Below are 20672 nucleotides of genomic sequence, written 5' to 3'. Positions count from 1 at the left end.
TTCGATTTGACCATACTAAGCCAAACATTCACTGACAAAACCTATGAAGAATTCTGTGCCTAGTTTCGATTCACACAACGAGACTCTGAAAGATCGTGAGACTCGCAGGTCGATTTGGAGGAAAGCTGCGATCGCGCTCATGGCATCCACGTTGCTTTTGGGTAGCTACAGCACTCAAAAAGCAGTAACGGCGGCTCCCTTACAAGTCAGTCAACAACAAAGCTGGAATGCCGTTCTCAAAGTTGCGCGGCTGGTGCAAACTCGGCAAGATTCAGCCCTAGTGGTGCAACTGGGCATTCTTAACAAGCCGCAAACCAGCTACGCCAACGCGGTTTATCAGGTGTTTGCGCGTCGGAACGATCGGTGGGTGCAGATTTTCACCAGCACAGGGGCGCGTCTGATCACCAACGCTTCAGGACAGACCACTCTGCTACCTGAAGTGATCTCTTTTAATGACTTGCGACAACAACTCGGCAACGACGTAGACCTCAGCAAAGTAGACCTGCGCGTTACGGCTCAACTGCGCTACGACATTCGCGGCAGTGTGCGCGATCGCTCCGTTTTCTTTGAGCAAACTCAGTCTTATCAAACGATCGCCCAAACCACCAGCACTCAGCTAATTAGCAGTTCCTCGACTCAATCTGCGATCGCAGTTAATCAAGGCAGTTTTAGCTTGGCAATTTCTCAGAAAAAAGCCACTCTTTCTAAAGTGATTGCACGAGTTTCGGTTCGCAGTCGAGCGTCACAAGGCTTTTCCGCAGAACAATTTGTCGGCGATTTTAGCTACAAAATCAACAAGAAAGCCAAGTTCATGAAAGGACTGAAGGCAGGCGATCGGGTGATCGTTCGGCTATTCGACCCAGCAAATCAATTCATCGGCTACAGCGAATTTGAACTGCTGTCAGAAAATGCGACGGTGACGCTAGTCTTACCCGATCGCCCCAGCGCTACCCGCATCGTTCGCACCGTTTATGGAATGGATGTCAATCAGGACGGCTCGATCGATTCCAACACTCAGGTTTACGACTATTTCACTCAGGTTTCACAAGTCACGAGCCAGACTTATCGAAATGCACGGGTAACATTCTTCAACAGCGTTCAAAATCTGAATTTGAATGGGTTTACGCTGGCCGGGTTGCCAACTCCACGATCGAACTGTAGCTACCCGACCTCCTTTGAGAGTGGGGCTTTTTTGTTGGTGAATCGGTCGATCGACGTGTTCCAGTCTAGTCTGAATTCGGTGTTTGTGGCGGCTCCGGGGCAGGTCGTGCAGACCATTAATATCAGCAGCACTAACCTTTCGGTTTATGAAGTTAGTCAGTTACTAACCACCTATCAAACGGTCAACACGACTCAAACGATCGACTCGGATGATGACAAAAAAGGCAGAAAGCGTCACTGCAATCAAGGAATTGGCAACGGCTCAGAAGGCTGCGATCCGGGGAATTCTCGCCCTCACGGTGGTAGCAATGACGAAGATGGACGCAAACCAGGTAAAAACAAACGCTAATTTGGCATCCTCACATCTAAAATAAAATCTCCACATCAAGCCCAGTTGTGGAGATTTTTTTGAAATTTTCTTTTGCTCAAGAAGTTCTTTGCTGTTAGCAAAATCATTCATACTGGTTTACTGGTAGATGCGATCGAGGCTGTAACAAGAACGTCAGTTCGACTAGGTTTTTCGACTGCGATCGAACTGACGTTAACAAGAAGCAACGAAGTCTCTAAAATTAAAATGCCTCAGATTAGTGAGAGGCTAGAAGCCAGGATTTGCTGTGGGCACGACTAGAAGGAAGGGCAACGATGAACATCGTAGAACTATTTCAAAAAGGCGGCGTAACGATGCTGCCGTTATTGCTGCTCTCGATCTTGGCGTTGAGTGCAATTATTGAGCGATCGTGGTTTTGGTTTAACGTTCTCAATAAAGAGAAAGAAACGGTCAACCGGATTTTGGATGCCTCTCGCAAAGATTGGCAGATGGCAGGCGAGATTGCTCGGCAAGCCTATGATCAACCGATCGGCAGGTTTCTCTACGCCGCTCTTCGCTTGGAAAAACCTGATCCCGAATCGTTTCGTTTGGCGCTAGAATCAGCGGCTGATGAAGAGATTGTGTCGATGCGTCGAGGTGACAAAATCCTAGAAGCCGTGATCGCGCTGGCTCCTTTGTTAGGGTTGTTAGGAACGGTGATTGGTTTAATCACGTCATTGCGATCGATTCGCATCGGCGATATTGGCACCGCCTCGACTGCTGGGGTGACGACAGGCATTGGTGAAGCGCTGATTAGTACTGCAACGGGTCTAGTCGTGGCTGTTTTTAGCGTCGCCTTCTACCGCATTTTTCAAGCCCTAGTTTTCAATCAGGCAAAAATCTTTCGCAGAGCAGGCAACGAGTTAGAACTGCTCTATAGACAAAACTGGCAAGACAGCAACCGCTAGAAAATTTTAGAGTTTGTCATGATAGACAAATTCTCTGGCTGGCTCCACCCTTCACACTTGATGCTCATGAAGATTAATCTCGACGCTTCCCAAGATGAGGCACAAATTCAAATTATTCCTTTGATCGACGTGATCTTTTGCATTCTGACCTTTTTCATCCTGGCAGCTTTGCAGCTAACCCGTCGAGAAGGCATTAATTTAGATTTGCCCACAGCCAGCACAGGTACGCCCCAGAATCAGGAGATGTTGGTGGTCAATATCGACTCCACGGGGCTGACCTCGGTTAAGAATCAACCTGTCGATCGGGTTCAGCTTTATCAAGTTCTGCAAAATTATCACCAGCAGAATCCGCAAGGGTTGCTCGTTTTGAGTGCCTCCCAAACCTCTTTCTACAATGATGTGATTCAGGTTTTGGATGTATTACGCGCAGTGGGCGGCGATCGTGTTGCCCTCGAAACGGCTCCCCAAACTAGCCCATCGCCCAATCAGAATCCAGCGATCCCCGGTCAGACTCCTTTAAACCCAGGGTTGACGACTCCTGCCCCATCGATCGATCCCCTCAATCCTCAACCTTCTCTAAATCCGATTTCACCCACTAGTCCTAACTTACAGCCAACTAATCCTAGTCAGGTGCCTACAGGTCAATCTCCCGTTTCTCCTCAACAATCTACCCCAACAGTTCCTTCAATCCCTCCTCAATGAAAGCCACAAAAAAGGGTGAGATAGACTCACCCTTAAGAAAAGATTTGTAGGCTATCTCAATGACGGCTGTTGCGAATGGGAGTCCCGCAGGGATAGGTGGCAACAGGCTGCTTCGTCACACCGATCGAAATTGGTTCTGGGGCGGGATGGGAGGGCCGTTGTTTAGCCGCTTCATAATCTGCCTTCAGCTTTGCCAGCAGTTCGTCGCGCCGATCGTATAGCCGCTTTAACGGGCGAGGCTCACACTGGTTGATCACATAAGCAGTCAGGATGGGCAGCGCGATCGTGCTATCGGTGTAGCAGACGACCGTATTGGGCAGTTCTTCGGGATCAACCTTGCCCCAACTGACAGCTTCATTTGGAGTTGCACCTGACAACCCGCCTGTATCAGGACGAGCATCAGTGACTTGAATGAAGTAATCGTGTCCCCGCTCTTCTAAACCCAGAACTTCATGCAGTTGCGGCTGAGTTTGCAGCAAGAAGTTTTTAGGACTGCCGCCACCGATGATCAGCGCTGCGCTCTTGCCTTCCACATCTGGGATGTCAGACTCGCGGGCAGAATAGACGATCGCGGCGGTTTCATTCACATCTAGCATTGGGTCAATGACTAGCTTTGAGCCTTCTAGCGCCATCGCTGCCACATTCATGCCGATCGAGCTATCTCCCGGCGAAGACGTGTAGATCGGAACGCCACACTCATAAGCCGTTGCGAGTAGAGAAGGATGCTTTACGCCCAGTTTCCGCTCTACTTCAGACACATACCGACCCAGTAGATAGTGAAACTCAGCCGTGCCCATGCGCTTCTGAAACGGTTCTGCTTTGAGAATTTGTCGAATGAAGGCATCCGTTCCCAGTAGCACATCATAATCAAAAATGATGTCGTAAATGCGAATGCGACCTTCTTGCCGCAATTTCACATCATCCAAAAATGGGCTGCTGGCGTAGAGATCTAGCCCTAGCCCATAGTGCATATCGTGATAGAGGTTAGCGCCTGTGCTGATGATCCAATCAATGAATCCGTTTCGCATCAAGGGCGCTATCACAGAGACTCCTAGCCCTGCCGGGGTCATTGCGCCTGACAAGCTGAGTCCGACTGTGACACCCTCTTTCATCACCTCACGGCTGAGAAGATGACAAATTTCTCGCAACCGTGCAGAGTTATAAGCCGTAAAGTAACCATCAATCAGGTCAACAACGCTGATCTCGGCAGGCATGGGGGAGGGTGTGATTTTTTGACTGAGAAGTTTGGACATTTTTTTACTCCGAAAAGCTTAAGAAGCATAAAGTGAGGGCTAAACAGTGAGGAACAGCCCGACACCGGACTGAAATTTTTAGTAAGTCGCCAGAATGCAGAAAGGACTCTACGCCCTCAGTCAGAATGCTTTCAGGAATTGAGGACACAAACTTAGACTGACTTTAAGCAGTAGACAAGCAAAACCTACAAAGGCTGAAAATTTTGCAGAACCGAGTCCAAGCTCAGCCTGCGCCACATGATGACTAGCGGCAGAGCGCTTCAGCCATTAGGTTAAAGAATTCCCCTAAAAGAGAACTTGACCGATCCAGTTTGGGTCGGGGTTGAGAGCAGCCATGCTTTTGGATGCTAAAAGTCAACGACAGACGCAAACCTTGAGTTACAGATCGGTCAATTCATACTGGGAGCTTCGCAGCGATCGACCCACGAAAGTGCAGGGTCGCATTGCCGCTTCCGCTTTAACTTCATTTCGAGATACCACAAAGGTCGCCAAGGGTATCCAGTCAAAGAGAAAAATTTCAATGCTCTTTACGCAACCTTTTAGACACGAACGCTTTCATCCTACCATCTATCTTTGAAGATGATGATCGTCCAAAATACTGAGACTCTCCCATTTATTCATAAAGTGGGGTCTCCCTGTTGGTAGGCTAAGAGCAGTCGGCTTGTGACTTTTTTCTCAAATTTCACTCTGGTATGTCATGACTCTTGATTCTCAGCTTCCGATCAACTCAGATGTGTCTCCTGAACTGGACACAGGCGCACCGTCACCAGAAGCAGATCAGCACCGCAAAAAGATGCAGCGACGGAAAGAGGTGCAGGATCAGCGTCTCGCCAACATGACCTCCGAAAAGGGATTGATCATGGTTCACACTGGAAATGGCAAAGGCAAAACTACGGCGGCTCTGGGAATGGTGCTGCGATCGCTGGGTCATGGCTATAAAGTCGCGATCGTTCAGTTCATCAAGGGCGCATGGGAACCTGCTGAAAAAGCAGCGTTTGAGCATTGGGGCGATCAGCTTGAATTTCATGCCCTGGGTGAAGGTTTTACCTGGGAGACTCAAGATCGCGATCGCGACATTCTCAAAGCAACTCAAGCATGGGAGACGGCGCTGGCATTTATCAAAGACCCCGACTTCAAGCTGGTGCTGCTAGACGAAATTAATATTGCTCTGAAACTGGGTTACTTGAGCATTGAAGCCGTCATCGCTGGATTATCAGAAAAGACTGAAGACTCCCATGTCATATTGACGGGTCGAGGTGCGCTTCCAGCATTGATTGAGCGGGCAGATCTCGTGACAGAAATGACGTTGGTTAAACATCCGTTTAGAGAGCAAGGGGTCAAGGCACAACCGGGAATTGAGTTCTAGTGCAACCCCAGGCAAGCAGCTTCTTGTAACGGACGATTTCTTATAAAGCTGATGAGAGAAATAACTGACATGAGTTTTCTACTGAGGCAATAATCTCAGTAGCAATTCTGACGTAACTGGTGCCGTTGTTGTATAAATTTAGACTCAATCTCAATAAATTGTACAGATCATTTCAATTGATTTCATCTTGATTACCGCTCAAATCTTGCTCTGACTTAATTTTCAGCCCGAATTTGGGAACGCTAAAGAATCTATTTCGGTCGAACCCGTCATTAGCTCATAGAGAGTCCAGCCATGCCGCCTACCGACAACAACACCTTTGCTACAGCGACTCCAATCACAAATCTGATTGGAACACCTCCTCTTTCAGGGTTGCTGAACGCAGGTGACAAAACCGATTTTTACCAATTTACGCTCAACGGCAGCAGCAGCACCAGCGTTACGCTAACCGAACTGACTGGTAATGCCCGTCTCCATCTTTTTAACGGTGCAAAGGTTGAGATCACTCCAAACCCCACAAGCAACTCTAAACAGCTTTCAGAAGCCCTCTCAACCCCTCTGGCTCCTGGAACTTATTATATCCAAGCAGAGTTAGACCCCAGCGATGTTACCGCGATCGAAGCTAACTACAAGTTAAACCTGTCTGTCAGCACAGATGCAACGCTTAATAATTTGGTTTGGCGCAGCAAGCCAGATGGCGGTTTTTCGGTTGTGCAGACAGATGGCAAAATTGTGCAATCTAGTGACCCGATCAAATTAGGCGCTACCCCGCAAAGCCTTTCTACCGATTGGCAAAGCCAGTTTGGTGACTTGAATGGGGACGGCGAAGACGATATTCTGTTGCGAAATCAGAAAGATGGCTCGATCGGCTATTGGATTATGCAGGGCGGCACCCTTTTACAGTTTGCAGGATCTCCTTATAAAGTGCCTGCGAGTTGGCAGTCAACCCTAGCAGATTTTAACAATGACGATCGCGCTGATATTTTCTGGCGCAATAAACAGACTGGTGAAACGGCTATTTGGCTCACCAACAGCACAGGTTTGGGGTTTAGCAGTGCGGCACCTCTCCCTGGAGTTCCTAGTGGTTGGGATCCGACTCTAGGCGACTTTAACGGTAAAGATGGGAAAAAAGATATTCTTTGGCGCAACACCCAAACTGGAGAAGTTGCCGTTTGGTTGATGGATGGCACCAAAATTATCAAAGGAGGAGCCGCGTCTCTTTCGAACGTTCCAGATAGCTGGAAGCCTCAGTTGGGTGACTTTAACAAAGACGGCATATCAGATATTCTTTGGCGCAATACTCAGACTGGAGGAGTCGCCATTTGGCTAATGAACGGCAATCAGATCGCCACTGGCGGAGCGGCATCGCTTTCGAGTGTTCCGATCGAATGGACTGCTCAAGTGGGTGACTTTGAAGGCAACAAAGCAGACGACATTCTTTGGCGCAATACTCAGACTGACCAGCTTGCCGTCTGGTTGTTAGATGGCACTCAAATCGCGCCTTCGGGGGCCGCCTTCCTGCCTTCTCCTCTTCCATCTCGATTCAATATTGAGCGACTCGCTGACTTTAACAACGATGGCAAAACCGATCTGCTTTTGCGCGATTCAGCATCGGGTGAAGTTGCTGTTTGGCTGATGAACGGCACAAGCCTTTTAGATGCAGCTTTTCTTCCTCAGCGTTCTAGCAGTGATCAACTTGATGGCATTCAGCGACGACAGTTTAAGTCCACTATTCAAAGCATCGGTGGCAAGGCAGAGCTTTCTGCTTTTAATATTGGCACCCTCAACACGGCTGGGGTTTATACCGACTCAATCAGTTCTGATGTGCCTGATTACTTCAAATTTAATCTTGGCTTCAGGTCTAACCTGGTTTTGTCTGCAACTGATTTAACGGGTCAGCCTCTCAGCTCGATCGGTCTGCAACTTTATAAGGCAAGCACTGATGGCACCGCCTCAACCCCTTTGTCAAACGATGCGACACAACTTCTAGAGCCTGGAGACTACTACATCAAAGTCTCCAGTAGTCTTGACGAGATCAACTATCGGCTAAACGTTGAAGGTAAGCCACAATTTACGGAACTTGTCGGCAATGGCTTTACAGGTGATTCTCAAGTTTTCTTGACTCTAGGAGCGAATGACACTGACAGCCCGGTTTCTACCGTATCGGTTAACTACAGCGTTAAGAATGCTGGAACGATTTTTGCCCCCAACGTCAAGGTTTCTTTCTACATCTCAAGAGATCAGACGTTTAGCCCTAACGATTACAAAGTTGTTTCTGACCTAAGTTTTGACCTTGCAGCAAATCAGTCTAGCCCCACAACGCCTCTAACGTTGAATCTACCCGCCTGGAGAGACACTTTTTGGGTAGTGGATGGAGCTTATTATCTTCTTGCGGTTGTCGATCCAAGTAACGCGATCGCCGAAACCGATGAAACCAACAACGTGAGTGTTCTGACCTTAGATGTTCAACAGATTCCGACCACTAACCTGAGAGGCAAGAGTCTGACCGTAAATAAAACAACCTTTGCTGCCGCAGAAACGGTAACTGCAACATTTGTGACTGAAAACAATGGGTTCAAAAGCGCATTCAATATGGTTCCAACAGATACGCGAATCCAGGTTGGCTTCTACCTATCTACAACTCCTGTCTTCAATAAGAGTAGTACTACTGCCTACAACCTTGCTCGACCCAGCATTGATGGCATCGCTGGTAAGAGTAACTCAGGGCCCCAAAACACCAGCTTCAAGCTTCCCCCCGCAAATTGGATTGGTTGGGCAAGTCCGTCTGGGCTGCAAACGGTTTACATTGGGATGATTCAAAACAATAATGAAGTCGTGAATGACATCGACCCAGACGATAACCAAAATCTCGGACAGGGTATTGATTGGGTGGAAATCACGGTGAACCTGTAGTTAGAGTCTTGATCAATTAATTAGAGGTCTTGACCTTAGTTGACTGAGGTAGAGGGAGAGGGGAAGTAATTCTCCTTTCCCTTTTTTCATTTATTCCTCTAAAACAGCCGGGGTTGAACACTGAGTTGAGATCTCCTGAGTTTTAGGATAGAAGCTCAACAAACGCGAAAAGTATTCTCCATCAAAACTTCTGGGATCTTTGCGCTGGCGCGATCGATCCACTGTTCGGTGAGTGGTAATTCGCGATTCGGGCACCCCTGTTTTTGCCACCAACCACGCCAGTGATTGATATTGGGCGCGGGTATATCCACTATGTCGATTGGTATTGTTGCGCCCATCAGGCGGAGTCACCAGGGAAATGTGATAGGCAAAGTTGTTAACAGATGGCGGAAAGTCTGGGTTTGTTTGAACTGCTTCTTGACCTGTTTCACCTACAAAAACGGAGTTTCCGGCTCCGAAGGCTCGTCTATCTGGTGGCACCAAATAGACGATCGTGCCATCTAGGGTAATTAGCGTATGGTAGCTAACTTGATCATTATCGTTAGGGTGAGGAGTTTGAAAAAAGCCGATCGTAGATTGGGCAGATCCGACGGTTTCATGGAGAACCACGATCGCTGCATTATCGGCTGGTTTACCGTAGAGATCTTGCACAAATCGTCTCCCAAAATTGGTTGGGTGAGCGAGTGCAACTTCTTCTCTGGGGTTGTACTTCGGCGTTGCCTTGCCTAGAGTTTCTTTTGTCGGGTCAGCAAGATTTGGATCTTGTCTAAATCGACTTAAGGGAACTGGGTCACGCACGGCAGCAACAGTTGATTTTGATTTATTCGCTCTAGGGATGGGCTTAAGGGCACAAGCAGAGGATAGAGCAGAACTAGAATCGCTGACTGTTTGAGGTTGTAAGCTGAGAATCGAAAAGCTAGGAAGCCTATTTTTTTGACCCTCGACCAGTTGAGCATCTCCAGAATTAACAGTCAGGATAAGGGCAGCGATTCCTAAAGCCAGGATAACAAAGACCTGTAGAAATTTTCTCATAGCAAATTTTTGTTGCCGGGTGTTAAGCAGCTAAGAAGACACTGCCAGGGATCTCAATTGAAGATACGGTTTTTTTGAACCTACTTTTAGAGAAAATTCTATGGAACCCCCAGAAATGTTTTGGGTATGTAAGATACGAAGATGTGAAGAACTTGCTCTGTTGACCCAAGAATTTCCCTCTTTACTAACGGCGTTCTCATCGATTAAGGCGGGTTTCTAAAGCTGTGACTCTTTCTTTGAGTTCGATCACCAGGGTCGCTAGCCGATCGAATTGAGGATCAGCCGACACAATTCGCCTATCTCCACGGCGATCGCCAGAGGGCAATACGGGAGCCGGGACAGCGACCCCTTGCCTTGAGCGACTCGCTTCTATCTGATTGAGTCGATTTTGAATGCCCAATAGTTCCGTCTCTAGTCTTGAGACTCGCGAATCGAGTCCGGCTTGTGCCTGAGCAGGAGAACACGCCTGTAACGGCAGGACGAGTAACCATGGGAGAACAGCGATCGCCAAGAACTTAGCCATGATGAGTATGATCAATAGGTTTAAAAGCTAACCATTCAACCCAATCGCACTTCAAATGCCTCAACGTCTGGCTGAAGAATGATCTTGGATGGCTGTATGGAGTGCTGCTCTCTACAGAGAATAAAGTCTAGGGCCGTGGATGATGCGCTCGACACTAGGAAGGTATTCACAATGCATTAAGGTGAGAACTATAAGTAATAAGACAATTTGTTACGAAGTATAAATAGATTTTATGTCCCAAGGCGACAATTAGACGATTGGAGTAAGAAGTAAACGTTACAATCATCTCAACTAGGCATTTACACCGCTTAGGGCTGTTTATTTGAAGTTTAATCATCTCTAGTTTCTACCTTTTTCCAGTCGAAGCCGATCAAGTCAGGAATTGACAGCTCTTTACAATCTGTTACAAACTAGTAAAGAACCGTTGCAAATAGAACTATGCTCAATGGCTTCACAAATCTAAAAAATGCTTCGGGCACCGACTTTGGTGAACGGATGCTAAACAAGGTTGCGAGTGAATCCATTCGTCGCCTGTTTTCAAAGAGCGAGTCTGTTGAGGTTTCGATTCGTTGCTCTCCTTCTAGCAAGCTGTTGCAGGGCAGTCTCGACAGCTTCAAGATGGGCGGACGCGGGTTGTTGATTCGCAAAGATTTTTGGGTCGAAGAGATGCGATTTGAAACCGATGCGGTCGCGCTCGACTTTGGCTCAGTTCTCAGTGGCAAGATTCGGCTCAAGCAACCAACTCAAGCGATCGCTCAAATTACGCTTACCGAAGCAGGCATCAATGAAGCGTTTAAGTCTGAGCTAGTCGTTAAAAAACTGCAAAATGTGACTGAACCCGCGCTGATGAATCTGTCAGGAGGTGAGCCTGTCTCCTTCTCAGACATTGCACTGAAGCTTTTACCCGAAAACAGAATTCAGATTTTTGCGAAAGCCTTGCTGCCAAACAACACCTTACCTGTGAGCATGACAGCGACTCTGGCGATCGAGCGGCGGCGGCGCGTTGCCTTTCAAAATCCTCAGTTTGAGCCAGAAGCGGTTCCAGAAGAGTTACGCAGCATTTCAGAAGTATTAACGATGGCATTTGCTGAGATTCTTGACAACATGGTCGATCTCGATCGCTTTGACCTCGATGGGGTACTGCTACGCATTAATCGTCTCGAAACGCAGGGAGACCATCTGGTTTTTAGTGGCTACGCCCAGATTGAGCGCTTTCCTAACATCGCCTGAATCTCTGCGTCCTAACTGAGAATTGTAGCGAGGAAGCCCACGAAGCACTAAAATGAACCCTCGTGACTCTTCAAGTGGCTGAACGATCGATATGGGGTCTAATAATTGGTTTGCTGCTGGCGGCGTTGTCATGGTTCCCCTGCTCGGATTTTCGATCCTGGCAGTCGCGCTAATCTTGGAACGAATTATCTTTTGGGCGAAAGTTAGAAAACGCCACGATCGGGTGCTTCGAGAAACACTAGTGCTTTATAAGCGCAGTCCTAGAGCCGCTTTCTTGATGTTAGAGCAAAATTCTGATTTGCCCGTTGCCCGCATTTTCATGGCTGCCCTAGAGTTAGAAGAAGCGACCTCAGAAGAGTTTCGGCTAGCGCTAGAAAGTGCTGCTCAGGCAGAAATTCCGCTTTTAAAGCGCTTCAATACCGTCTTTGAAACCATCATTAGTCTTGCGCCTCTGCTAGGGCTATTGGGCACCATTTTAGGATTGATCACCTCATTTGCCTCGCTGCGATTGGGAGATGTCGGCGGCACTAACACCTCCAATGTGACGGGTGGGATCAGTGAAGCGTTGATTTCGACAGCATCGGGATTGGTGGTGGCGATCGTGACTCTTCTCTTCGCTAACACCTTTCGAGGGTTATATATTCGACAGATTGCTCTGATTCAAGAGTATGGTGGACAGTTAGAACTGCTCTATCGCCGCCGCCACGAAAAGGGGGAAAGTTCCTATGCGTCTACCTGAAGAGCCTGATCTGCCGCCTCAGATTTACATCGTGCCAATGATTGATGTGATCTTTGCGCTGCTGACGTTTTTTATTATGTCTACGCTATTTTTAACGCGCTCTCAAGGGTTGCCCGTTAATCTTCCAAGCGCGGCTACGGCTGAGGCACAAAAATCGACTCAAGCAACGGTGACGATCGACCAAGGTGGCAAGCTTGCCCTCAACCGCAAACCGATTCAACTCAATAGTTTAGAAAATCAGGTTCAGGGGATCAAAGGCAAGAATCGCCAGATTTTAGTGATAATTGATGCCGATCGGCGGGTCAGTCACGGGCAGGTGATCACCGTGATGGATCGGCTGCGATCAATTCCAGGGGTGCGGCTGGCGATCGGGACGCAACCACCCTAGAAGCGATAAATTCACGATCAAGCAGGTTTGCCATCGGGACGATGAATAATGGTTTCGATCACTCGGCGACGATCGCGCGAATCAACTCCTACTAGACGTACATAGTCTCGCGGATGTTCGGCAAGGCAGGACTCTAATGCTGCGATCGCGTCGGCTCCATTCCCTTCAAAAGTGCCGTAACAACTCCAGGAATTGTTGCGAAAACGTCGATCGTCTACAAACTCGATTCCTAAGCGGTGTCCGTGTCCCAAAATGCGATTGAGTTCGCTCACCATTTCTGGATCGAGGCGCGTGCTAGAAGGCTGACCACTATAGCTGCTGGTCGATGGCGGCGTATGTCCATTTGATTTGATGGGAGCTGGGGCAGACGGCATCATGTTGACTTCGCCAAGCTTGCGATTGCCAATCACACGATTATATTCATCTACTAACCGCATTTCTTTTAATCGCTGCTGCTCACCGACCATCAACTGCCCCAGTTCTAGAAGATGTGACAGGGTGAAATCGGGTTTGCGGAACTCTGGCGGACGTTCGGCACTGTTGACGACTCGCATTGAGATGTGGTCTAAGCCAACTTCTTGAATGAGTTTGCGGACTTGTTCATCATAGAGGCGCGATCGCAGCGCTCCATAAAAGTCGATCGACTGGTCAGGAAACGCATCCACCAGTTGCTCAACGTCGCGGCGATCGAGGTGATCGACTTCAAAAATGCCGCTGACGATGCCAATGCGATCGTCGCGATCGGGTTCCCAGAAAAACTTCTCCATGCGTCCATCACGAGTCAACGGGGCGTAAAGAGTGCCTAAATCGTTACCCGTGACAATGATCGGAATGCGCTGAATCGGCTCAATTTCATAACTGCCCGGAAGTTGCACATTGGTTGGATTGTCGGCAATATTCATCAATGTGCCGTGAACTAGCTGTGTATTCACCGTGTATTGAGTGAATTGATCAACGCGCCCCGCTCCTGCGTCGATGTCGTTGATCATCAACACCGCCATTTTGCCGCGCACTTTGACAATATCTGCCGCCTCGCGATAGCGCAACCGAATCAACCGAGCCGGATCGCCTGCATCAGGGCTTTCTAGTTCTCCTGCTGACATATAAACGGCTTCGACTCCCATCCGCTCAAACACCAACTCGCATTGAAACGATTTGCCCTCTCCCTTGCGTCCGTGAACTCCCAAGATTAGAGGCACTTTGACCTGGGGGAGATCTAAGTAATTTTTGGTGATATGAACCGAAAGTTTATCGATAAAGCGGGGAGAGATGTAGTAACTCATGAAGCTAGAAACCAATGATTGGAGACATCAGAGAAAAGGCGAGTCAAGACAAAAAATAAGATGGGTATTACCCACCTGATCAGTCTCGCTATATTGTGCGATCGCTGTCTAGATCCTACAGAAGGAATGTGCCTGTATTTGAAGAGATTGAGCAGGTTAAAACCTTCAAGACGATTATTCGCTTCATCGATAGTAAGCCTGTGCCTCTTCTAACTCTTCCTGATCTAAAGACCAGGTGACTGACTCATAAGGCTGACTATAGTAAGCAGACGTGTCATGAGACATTCGAGCCATGTGACCCATACAGTTGCCCATCAAAAAATAGACAGTCATCAATGCGGCTGCCGAAGATGCCACAAGCGTGCCTGCCAACATTAGAGAAAATTCACGCTGCTCAACTGCCTCTTGCATTAATTGCAAAGACCAGGCGACAAGAGCAATCACAATCACGAGAATAATGATTAGCATAGTTTACACAGTGTAACAGACGCTCATAAAACGTTGCTCTCTTTTAATATTTGTCAGCACTTCAGATCCCAATAATAGTGCAAATTATTGATTTGGCAAATAGTTTGAAACGCTTATCAGTCGTGGAGTTTCTCTATGTGAAGCGCACCGGAATTTGGCGATCGCTCAAGTAGGTCTTGATCTGAGCCACGCTTAACTGTCCGTAATGTAATAAAGACGCAAGCAGCGCCGCCTCAGCTTTCCCTTCGGTGACTGCTTCATAGATATGTTCACAGTTACCTGCACCCCCCGATGCAATTACGGGGATCTGGACTTGCTCTGCGATCGTCCGAGTCAGCTCTAAGTCATAGCCAGACTGAGTGCCATCGGCATCCATGCTAGTGATCAAAAGCTCTCCAGCCCCGCGTTCTGTGACTTCTCTTGCCCACGCGATCGCGTCTAGTCCCGTGTTTTCTCGCCCTCCGCGCACAAACACATCCCAGCCTGGATTTGCGGGATCGGAGCGACGACGGGCATCGATCGCGACCACAATACACTGATTGCCAAATCGCTGACTTGCTTGATTAACAAAGTCGGGATCGCGCACCGCAGAAGAATTAATGCTGACTTTATCGGCTCCCGCTCGTAACAATTTCTTAATCGTCTCTAAGTTTTGAATGCCTCCACCAACGGTTAAGGGAATGAACACCTGTTCCGCCGTTCGATAAACCACGTCGTAGATCACGTCTCGGTCTTCGTGGGTGGCTGTAATGTCGAGAAACACCAGTTCGTCAGCGCCTGCCTCGTTATAAGCTTTCGCTAACTCAACCGGATCACCCGCATCCCGTAAATCAACAAAATTCACGCCCTTGACCACGCGCCCTGCTTTTACATCTAGACAAGGCAAAATTCTTTTAGCCAGCATGGAGCCTCTAAGACCTGAAATAGTCCTTGAATCCTATCATTCTGGCTTTTGTTCTTTGTGAATGACGAATTACCAAAAGCCTTAATCTGATGCAACATCCTGGTAAACTTTTGAATGGCTTGTATCAGTCTGTTTGCAATGGAAATCGGTCAAAAAGTTCGGGTTCGACGTTTGCGCGATCGGGTTTCTCAGGAAATCATTAAAAAACTGGGTAAAACTGGCACTATTCGCGACTTTAAAGTTGTGGACGGTTATGGAGTTGGGATGTTAGTTCAGTTTGAAGACAACACCGGAACCTGGTTCTTTGAAGACGAACTAGAGTTGTTTAATTAAAGCGCTCCCGATTCCGTGCAGTCGCTAACATGAGGAAATGAAAGAATTTTGAATTTTGAATTTTCGGTTGCGTTGGTTCAAAATTCAAAACTCTAATGGTTAAGTTGGCTCGGAATAGTTAAATATGGCTTTTATCTTGACGTTTTTAGGCAAAGGTGGCACCGGGCGAACGACGATCGCGATCGCGGCTGCCAAAAAACTTGCAAATCAGGGCAAGCGAGTTTTACTACTCGGACAGGATTCTAGTCCGGCGTTTGGGGCGGCACTGGGCACAGCTTTGAGCCTCGATCCCCAAGAGATTTCCCCCAACTTATACGCCGTTCAGCTACAGACTGCAACGCTTTTAGAACGCAGTTGGGAAGAAGTCAAAAAACTAGAAGCGCAATACCTTCGCACGCCTTTTTTTAAGGAAGTGTTTGGGCAAGAATTGAGCGTTTTGCCAGGAATGGATACTGCCTTGGCGCTGAATGCCATTCGAGAATATGAGAGCAGCGGCAAATATGACGCGATCGTCTATGACGGGTCTGGCGATCAAGCTACGCTGCGAATGTTAGGACTACCCGAAACGATTAGCTGGTATATTCGGCGATTTCGCAAGCTATTTGTTGAGTCTGATCTAGGTAAAGCGCTGTCACCTGTGATTCAACTCGCAGCAAGCACCGTCTTGACCAATGTCAGCTTTGTAGGCGACAACTTTGCTCAACCTACAGGTCAGGTGAATGATCTGCTAGAGCAGGGTAAGCAGGTGGTCGCTAACCCGCAGCGCATGGCAGCCTATTTAGTGACGACTAATGATCCGGCGGCGATCGCCACGGCTCAATATCTTTGGGGCAGCGCTCAACAAATTGGATTGACGGTGGGCGGTGTGATTCTCAACCGGGCATCTGGAGCCGATGAGGTGACGACTGCCTTTGATCCGCTTTTGGTGACGACGATTCCGATCCAATCCGTCAACGACTGGCAGCCCTTGATCGATGTCTTGCCAAACTTTCAAGATCAGGCAAGTCAGGCTCCACGTCCGATCGCGGTTAACGTCTCCGAGCGCAAAGTTTCGCTCTTTCTACCAGGGTTTGATAAAAAGCAAGTCAAACTGACCCAATCGGGCCCTGAAATCACGATCGAAGCGGGCGACCAGCGGCGTAATGTGGATCTGCCGCCGCAACTGCGGGGACAACCCGTTAAAGGTGCTAAGTTTCAAGACGGCTATCTAATTATTTCGTTCTAGACCTCTTCACAATCTTTCGTTATGTCTGACTCATCCCCTGAGATTGAAGTGACTTCTAGTTCCCCGGACTCTTTGCCGGGAGTTGTAGCGGATGACCGCAGCGCAAAAACTCGTCAACTCCTCGGCATGAAAGGAGCCGATGTAAAAGGGGCTTCGATGACGAAGATCCGATTGCAGTTGATGAAGCCGATCACCTGGATTCCGCTCATGTGGGGAATTATCTGCGGTGCAGCCTCATCGGGCAACTATACCTGGACTTTAGAAAATGTGCTGATTTCAGCCGCTTGCATGCTGTTAGCAGGGCCTTTATTAACGGGCTACACGCAGATTCTCAATGATTATTACGATCGTGACATTGATGCCATCAACGAACCCTATCGCCCGATTCCCTCTGGTGCAATTTCTTTGCCTCAAGTTGTAATTCAGATTTGGGTGCTGCTGCTGGCGGGGATCGGCGTTGCTTATGCGCTTGATCAATGGGCGGGGCACGAATTTCCGACCATTACAGCGTTGGCGATCGGCGGTTCTTTTTTGTCTTACATCTATTCTGCGCCGCCGCTCAAGCTCAAGCAAAATGGCTGGATGGGCAGTTTTGCGCTCGGTGCTAGCTATATTGCAATCCCTTGGTGGACGGGTCACGCTTTGTTTGGCGAGTTGGATAGCACGATCGTGCTGCTGACTCTCTTCTATAGCTTTTCTGGGTTAGGAATTGCGATTATTAATGACTTCAAGAGTGTGGAGGGCGATCGTCAACTCGGACTCAAATCGCTCCCTGTGATGTTTGGAGTCACTAACGCTGCCTGGATTTGCGTTTTGATGATCGACCTGTTTCAAGCCGGAATTGCTGCTTATTTGATCAGCATTCATCAAAACTTGTACGCGGTCATTCTAATTCTGCTGATAATTCCGCAAATTACTTTTCAGGATATGTATTTCCTGCGCGATCCGCTCAAAAACGATGTGAAATATCAGGCAAGCGCTCAACCCTTTTTGGTGCTAGGAATGTTAGTGGCTGCCTTAGCATTTGGTCATGCTGCAATTTAAGCCGCTTTAACATAGGCTCTAGGTCACCAGGCAGAAGTCATCACATTTTGATGCATACGGTTGACTATCTGAGCGCTTTCGGTCAATCTGAGTCTCAGAATTGCGATCCCAATATTTTGATCCAAAAAACTTGGTGAGATGAGTCGCAGATCATGACAAAGGATGACTCAAACTCTACAGGCAGATCTACCCATAACTCCCAAGCAACCAGGCTGGAAGCCATGACTGATGGACAAAATGATCAAAATCGGCAAATCGCACGACGCGATCGACGCGCCCGAAAAAACCGCAGATTTACAAGGTTGCTAAATAATCTTCGGCTACCAGGGTGGCAGGCACGCTTCGACAAAGCGGGCGGAAAGCTAAATGAATTTGAGCAAAAGCTGCCTCCTCCGCTCAAGAATCCTATCGTACGTCGGCGACTTCTTTGGCTAGGGATTTTGGTAGGAGGCTTTGGAGTTTTTAAAATTGCCACCTGGCAGATCGATCGTAGTCTGCCCAACCCTGCTGATTTGGCTGTGTTTTCGCGCCCCGGCACCCTCACGATCAAAGCTTCAGATGGCACCGTTTTGCACCAGCTAGGGCCGGCAACCCGCGAAAAGCTGACGATCAGCCAAATTCCTAAGCCTTTAATCAATGCGTTTATTGCCTCAGAAGATCGCCGATTTTATGAACACACAGGCGTTGACTATCAGGCGATCGTGCGAGCGATCGGGCGTAACCTGACCTCCGGCAGTTTGGTCGAAGGCGGCAGCACGATCACGCAGCAGTTGGCTCGCGTGGTGTTTCTTAACCAAGATCGCAGCATCGGACGCAAAGTCAAAGAGGCTCTACTCGCCCAAAAACTAGAGCGAGAAGTTGATAAGCAACAGCTTCTAGAACGCTATCTCAATCTGGTTTATCTGGGTTCTAACGCCTATGGGGTCGGCGACGCGGCTTGGATTTATTTCAGCAAGTCGGTCAATCAATTGACGCTCTCAGAGTCTGCTACGATCGCCGGACTTCCTCCCGCGCCGAGCCTCTATTCGCCCATAGTCAGCTTAGAAAAGGCTCGTGAGCGTCGCAATGTGGTACTTGATAAAATGGTTGAGGCAGGCTATATCACGCCTGCGGAAGCTGAAACTGCAAAAGCTGAAGACCTGAAAATTAAGCCGAGTTCGCCCAAGAAAATAGAAAGTGATTCGCCTTACTTCACCTATTATGTGCAGCAGCAGTTGCCGAAATATATCTCAAAAGCGGCACTCGAAGCAGGCGGAATCACGGTAGAAACGACACTCAGTCCGAAGTTTCAAAAAGCGGCAGACAAAGCGATCAAAGATGCCATTGAAGTAGAGGGTTCTGCTGAAAACTTTAAACAAGCGGCAATGGTGGCGATCGATCCCCGCAGTGGTGAAGTTCGAGCGATGGTTGGCGGCTACGACTTTTATAAAGAAAGTCAGTTTAACCGAGCCACTCAAGCCCAGCGACAGCCCGGTTCGACTTTTAAGTCATTTGTCTACACAACGGCGATCGCGGCTGGGTTTTCTCCCTATCGTTCCTACTTAGACGAACGATTTGTGGTAGACGGCTACCAGCCCAAAAATTACAGCAACAAATACAAAGGCTGGATGAACATCCGCAATGCGTTGACGGCATCGGTGAATGTGATTGCAGTTAAAACTCTGATTGATGTCGGCTTCAACCCCGTAATTAAAACTGCCGAGAGTATGGGAATTCATTCAAAGCTGAATCCTACTTACTCGATGGCTTTGGGTGCTTATGAAGTTAACCTGCTAGAGTTGGTCAGTTCTTATGGCACCTTGGCGGCTCAGGGGAAAGCGATCGAGCCTCACGGCATTCGTCGCATCATCAACAGCAAGGGCAAAGTGCTTTATCAAGCTGACGTTAAAAGTAAACAAGTCCTTGATGCCGAAACTGCCGCAATTATGACCTGGATGCTGCGAAACGTTGTTTCTGATGGCACAGGGCGACCCGCTCAAATCGATCGACCAGTCGCAGGCAAAACAGGCACTTCTGAGAAAGCGCGAGATCTCTGGTTTATTGGCTATATTCCTCAACTGGTGGCAGGGGTGTGGTTGGGCAACGATGACAATAGCCCGACTTGGGGCAGCAGTGGCACCGCCGCCTATGCTTGGCACCAATTTATGAAAGCCTCCGTCGAGGGGATGCCGATTCAGAAGTTTCCAGAGATTCCTGCAAATTTGGACGATCGCAAGGGTAGCCTCAAAGCTGAACCCGTCAAACCCAATCGCACACGATCGCTAGGCGGATCTGCTGACCCGGATGAGTCTCAAAGTCAAAGCGGTGATGCCCCCGAAAGCAGTTATTCAGAGCCAAGATCTGAGCGATCGTATGAATCTGTGCCTGCCGATCCACCCCCGGCTGAGACGGCACCAGAGCCAGCCCCTCGTCAAGAAGAGCCTCCTCCAGAGTCAGCGGCTCCCCTACCAGAGCCACCTCCTCGACGAGAAGCTCCGTTAGATCCGGCTCCTGCTTCTTCAGACCCACTACCCCCACCAGGGAACTAGAAGATAAACTGAGCGAATCAAACCTGTGGTGGATGTATTGATAAACTCACTCTAATATCCTGACCCTAGTAAAATATTTGAGGAATTGTGCAAATGAGTATTCTTATGGATGTGTCTAATTACGGCGGCATGAACTTTCCGGTGTCTGCCACTGTAGTTTATGTAGTGGGATTCATTGCCGCCGTTACCTTTGGGTCGCTTGCCTGGTATAACTCTAAGCGCCCAGTGGGTTGGGAAGATAAAGAGCGCCCTGACGTGGTGCCAGAAGTCAAAAAAGAAGAAACTCCGGGTCTGTAAACCGATCT

The 20672-nt window shown here is 48.4% G+C and carries 19 protein-coding genes; 13 read left to right on the top strand and 6 right to left on the bottom strand.

The features are described from left to right. Window positions 1–43: 43 nt before the first annotated feature. The 3 genes from C7B65_RS03470 to C7B65_RS03455 all read left to right on the top strand — a co-directional run bounded on the left by C7B65_RS03470 (window position 44) and on the right by C7B65_RS03455 (window position 3138). Entirely contained in the window at window positions 44–1510 is a 1467-nt protein-coding gene (locus C7B65_RS03470) for a hypothetical protein (RefSeq protein WP_073069500.1), read from the top strand. A gap of 293 nt (window positions 1511–1803) precedes the next feature. Continuing rightward, on the top strand, window positions 1804–2436 hold the full coding sequence (locus C7B65_RS03460; protein ID WP_073069499.1) for a MotA/TolQ/ExbB proton channel family protein: 633 nt from the start codon (window positions 1804–1806) through the stop codon (window positions 2434–2436). A 66-nt stretch (window positions 2437–2502) separates the two neighbouring features. Beyond that, window positions 2503–3138 (top strand): biopolymer transporter ExbD, encoded by a 636-nt coding sequence (locus C7B65_RS03455; RefSeq protein WP_073069606.1) that lies wholly within the window; start codon window positions 2503–2505, stop codon window positions 3136–3138. Between the two features lie 56 nt (window positions 3139–3194). On the opposite strand, the gene C7B65_RS03450 is transcribed toward C7B65_RS03455, so the two are convergent. After that, window positions 3195–4391: a homospermidine biosynthesis protein gene (locus C7B65_RS03450; protein ID WP_073069498.1), complete on the bottom strand. Its 1197-nt coding sequence runs from the start codon at window positions 4389–4391 to the stop codon at window positions 3195–3197. Window positions 4392–5088: 697 nt separating this feature from the next. Here C7B65_RS03450 and cobO point away from each other — a divergent pair. Together cobO and C7B65_RS03435 are read left to right on the top strand one after the other, a co-directional pair. Further along, complete coding sequence (gene cobO, locus C7B65_RS03440; protein ID WP_083582656.1) at window positions 5089–5757, top strand: cob(I)yrinic acid a,c-diamide adenosyltransferase; 669 nt, start codon at window positions 5089–5091, stop codon at window positions 5755–5757. Window positions 5758–6051: 294 nt separating this feature from the next. Continuing rightward, the gene (locus C7B65_RS03435; RefSeq protein WP_073069496.1) at window positions 6052–8670 is read left to right on the top strand and encodes an FG-GAP-like repeat-containing protein; all 2619 of its coding nucleotides are present in this window, start codon (window positions 6052–6054) and stop codon (window positions 8668–8670) included. Window positions 8671–8760: 90 nt separating this feature from the next. On the opposite strand, the gene C7B65_RS03430 is transcribed toward C7B65_RS03435, so the two are convergent. Continuing rightward, on the bottom strand, window positions 8761–9702 hold the full coding sequence (locus C7B65_RS03430; RefSeq protein ID WP_073069495.1) for a peptidoglycan recognition protein family protein: 942 nt from the start codon (window positions 9700–9702) through the stop codon (window positions 8761–8763). 196 nt (window positions 9703–9898) lie between these two features. Next, entirely contained in the window at window positions 9899–10225 is a 327-nt protein-coding gene (locus tag C7B65_RS03425) for a hypothetical protein (protein WP_073069494.1), read from the bottom strand. Between the two features lie 438 nt (window positions 10226–10663). On the opposite strand from C7B65_RS03425, the gene C7B65_RS03420 reads away from it, so the two are divergent. The 3 genes from C7B65_RS03420 (at window position 10664) to C7B65_RS03410 (ending at window position 12582) form a co-directional block, all read left to right on the top strand. Continuing rightward, window positions 10664–11455: an LmeA family phospholipid-binding protein gene (locus C7B65_RS03420; protein ID WP_073069493.1), complete on the top strand. Its 792-nt coding sequence runs from the start codon at window positions 10664–10666 to the stop codon at window positions 11453–11455. A gap of 91 nt (window positions 11456–11546) precedes the next feature. Then, window positions 11547–12194, top strand: coding sequence for a MotA/TolQ/ExbB proton channel family protein (locus C7B65_RS03415; protein WP_073069492.1), 648 nt, complete (start codon window positions 11547–11549; stop codon window positions 12192–12194). Next, complete coding sequence (locus tag C7B65_RS03410) at window positions 12181–12582, top strand: ExbD/TolR family protein (RefSeq protein ID WP_073069491.1); 402 nt, start codon at window positions 12181–12183, stop codon at window positions 12580–12582. Before C7B65_RS03415 ends, C7B65_RS03410 begins: the two co-directional genes overlap by 14 nt. 17 nt (window positions 12583–12599) lie before the next feature. On the opposite strand, the gene C7B65_RS03405 is transcribed toward C7B65_RS03410, so the two are convergent. From C7B65_RS03405 to hisF, 3 genes are all read right to left on the bottom strand, one after another. Beyond that, a complete protein-coding gene (locus C7B65_RS03405) occupies window positions 12600–13865 on the bottom strand; it encodes a RuBisCO small subunit-like domain-containing protein (RefSeq protein WP_073069490.1) in 1266 nt (421 codons plus the stop codon). 183 nt (window positions 13866–14048) lie between these two features. Next, a complete protein-coding gene (locus C7B65_RS28650) occupies window positions 14049–14333 on the bottom strand; it encodes a hypothetical protein (RefSeq protein ID WP_073069489.1) in 285 nt (94 codons plus the stop codon). A 133-nt stretch (window positions 14334–14466) separates the two neighbouring features. After that, on the bottom strand, window positions 14467–15237 hold the full coding sequence (hisF, locus tag C7B65_RS03395) for an imidazole glycerol phosphate synthase subunit HisF (protein ID WP_073069488.1): 771 nt from the start codon (window positions 15235–15237) through the stop codon (window positions 14467–14469). 114 nt (window positions 15238–15351) lie between these two features. Between hisF and petP the strand changes: the two genes are divergently transcribed. The 5 genes from petP (at window position 15352) to psb35 (ending at window position 20664) form a co-directional block, all read left to right on the top strand. Continuing rightward, entirely contained in the window at window positions 15352–15570 is a 219-nt protein-coding gene (gene petP, locus C7B65_RS03390) for a cytochrome b6f subunit PetP (RefSeq protein ID WP_244913151.1), read from the top strand. A 124-nt stretch (window positions 15571–15694) separates the two neighbouring features. After that, a complete protein-coding gene (locus C7B65_RS03385; protein WP_073069486.1) occupies window positions 15695–16795 on the top strand; it encodes a Get3/ArsA fold putative tail anchor-mediating ATPase NosAFP in 1101 nt (366 codons plus the stop codon). 21 nt (window positions 16796–16816) lie between these two features. Next, complete coding sequence (gene chlG / locus C7B65_RS03380) at window positions 16817–17839, top strand: chlorophyll synthase ChlG (RefSeq protein WP_073069485.1); 1023 nt, start codon at window positions 16817–16819, stop codon at window positions 17837–17839. 221 nt (window positions 17840–18060) lie between these two features. After that, the gene (locus tag C7B65_RS03375; protein ID WP_106253898.1) at window positions 18061–20367 is read left to right on the top strand and encodes a transglycosylase domain-containing protein; all 2307 of its coding nucleotides are present in this window, start codon (window positions 18061–18063) and stop codon (window positions 20365–20367) included. Between the two features lie 93 nt (window positions 20368–20460). Continuing rightward, a complete protein-coding gene (gene psb35, locus C7B65_RS03370; protein WP_073069483.1) occupies window positions 20461–20664 on the top strand; it encodes a photosystem II assembly protein Psb35 in 204 nt (67 codons plus the stop codon). Window positions 20665–20672 lie beyond the last annotated feature (8 nt).

It is taken from the genome of Phormidesmis priestleyi ULC007 (assembly GCF_003003695.1).
In the GTDB taxonomy this organism is placed as follows: Bacteria; Cyanobacteriota; Cyanobacteriia; order Leptolyngbyales; family Leptolyngbyaceae; genus Phormidesmis_A; species Phormidesmis_A priestleyi_A.
Note: the sequence above shows the minus strand (reverse complement) of the source record. Positions and strands in the feature narration are given on the sequence as shown.

Excerpts from the sequence above, each read along its gene's own strand:
- C7B65_RS03435 (WP_073069496.1), top strand. The coding sequence starts at position 6,052 with ATGCCGCCTACCGACAACAACACCTTTGCTACAGCGACTCCAATCACA.
- C7B65_RS03405 (WP_073069490.1), bottom strand. The coding sequence starts at position 13,865 with ATGAGTTACTACATCTCTCCCCGCTTTATCGATAAACTTTCGGTTCAT.
- hisF (WP_073069488.1), bottom strand. The coding sequence starts at position 15,237 with ATGCTGGCTAAAAGAATTTTGCCTTGTCTAGATGTAAAAGCAGGGCGC.
- C7B65_RS03425 (WP_073069494.1), bottom strand. The coding sequence starts at position 10,225 with ATGGCTAAGTTCTTGGCGATCGCTGTTCTCCCATGGTTACTCGTCCTG.
- C7B65_RS03455 (WP_073069606.1), top strand. The coding sequence starts at position 2,503 with ATGAAGATTAATCTCGACGCTTCCCAAGATGAGGCACAAATTCAAATT.
- petP (WP_244913151.1), top strand. The coding sequence starts at position 15,352 with ATGGCTTGTATCAGTCTGTTTGCAATGGAAATCGGTCAAAAAGTTCGG.
- C7B65_RS03385 (WP_073069486.1), top strand. The coding sequence starts at position 15,695 with ATGGCTTTTATCTTGACGTTTTTAGGCAAAGGTGGCACCGGGCGAACG.
- cobO (WP_083582656.1), top strand. The coding sequence starts at position 5,089 with ATGACTCTTGATTCTCAGCTTCCGATCAACTCAGATGTGTCTCCTGAA.
- C7B65_RS03470 (WP_073069500.1), top strand. The coding sequence starts at position 44 with ATGAAGAATTCTGTGCCTAGTTTCGATTCACACAACGAGACTCTGAAA.
- psb35 (WP_073069483.1), top strand. The coding sequence starts at position 20,461 with ATGAGTATTCTTATGGATGTGTCTAATTACGGCGGCATGAACTTTCCG.
- C7B65_RS03430 (WP_073069495.1), bottom strand. The coding sequence starts at position 9,702 with ATGAGAAAATTTCTACAGGTCTTTGTTATCCTGGCTTTAGGAATCGCT.
- C7B65_RS03375 (WP_106253898.1), top strand. The coding sequence starts at position 18,061 with ATGACTGATGGACAAAATGATCAAAATCGGCAAATCGCACGACGCGAT.
- C7B65_RS03415 (WP_073069492.1), top strand. The coding sequence starts at position 11,547 with ATGGGGTCTAATAATTGGTTTGCTGCTGGCGGCGTTGTCATGGTTCCC.
- C7B65_RS03410 (WP_073069491.1), top strand. The coding sequence starts at position 12,181 with ATGCGTCTACCTGAAGAGCCTGATCTGCCGCCTCAGATTTACATCGTG.
- C7B65_RS03420 (WP_073069493.1), top strand. The coding sequence starts at position 10,664 with ATGCTCAATGGCTTCACAAATCTAAAAAATGCTTCGGGCACCGACTTT.
- C7B65_RS03450 (WP_073069498.1), bottom strand. The coding sequence starts at position 4,391 with ATGTCCAAACTTCTCAGTCAAAAAATCACACCCTCCCCCATGCCTGCC.
- C7B65_RS03460 (WP_073069499.1), top strand. The coding sequence starts at position 1,804 with ATGAACATCGTAGAACTATTTCAAAAAGGCGGCGTAACGATGCTGCCG.
- chlG (WP_073069485.1), top strand. The coding sequence starts at position 16,817 with ATGTCTGACTCATCCCCTGAGATTGAAGTGACTTCTAGTTCCCCGGAC.
- C7B65_RS28650 (WP_073069489.1), bottom strand. The coding sequence starts at position 14,333 with ATGCTAATCATTATTCTCGTGATTGTGATTGCTCTTGTCGCCTGGTCT.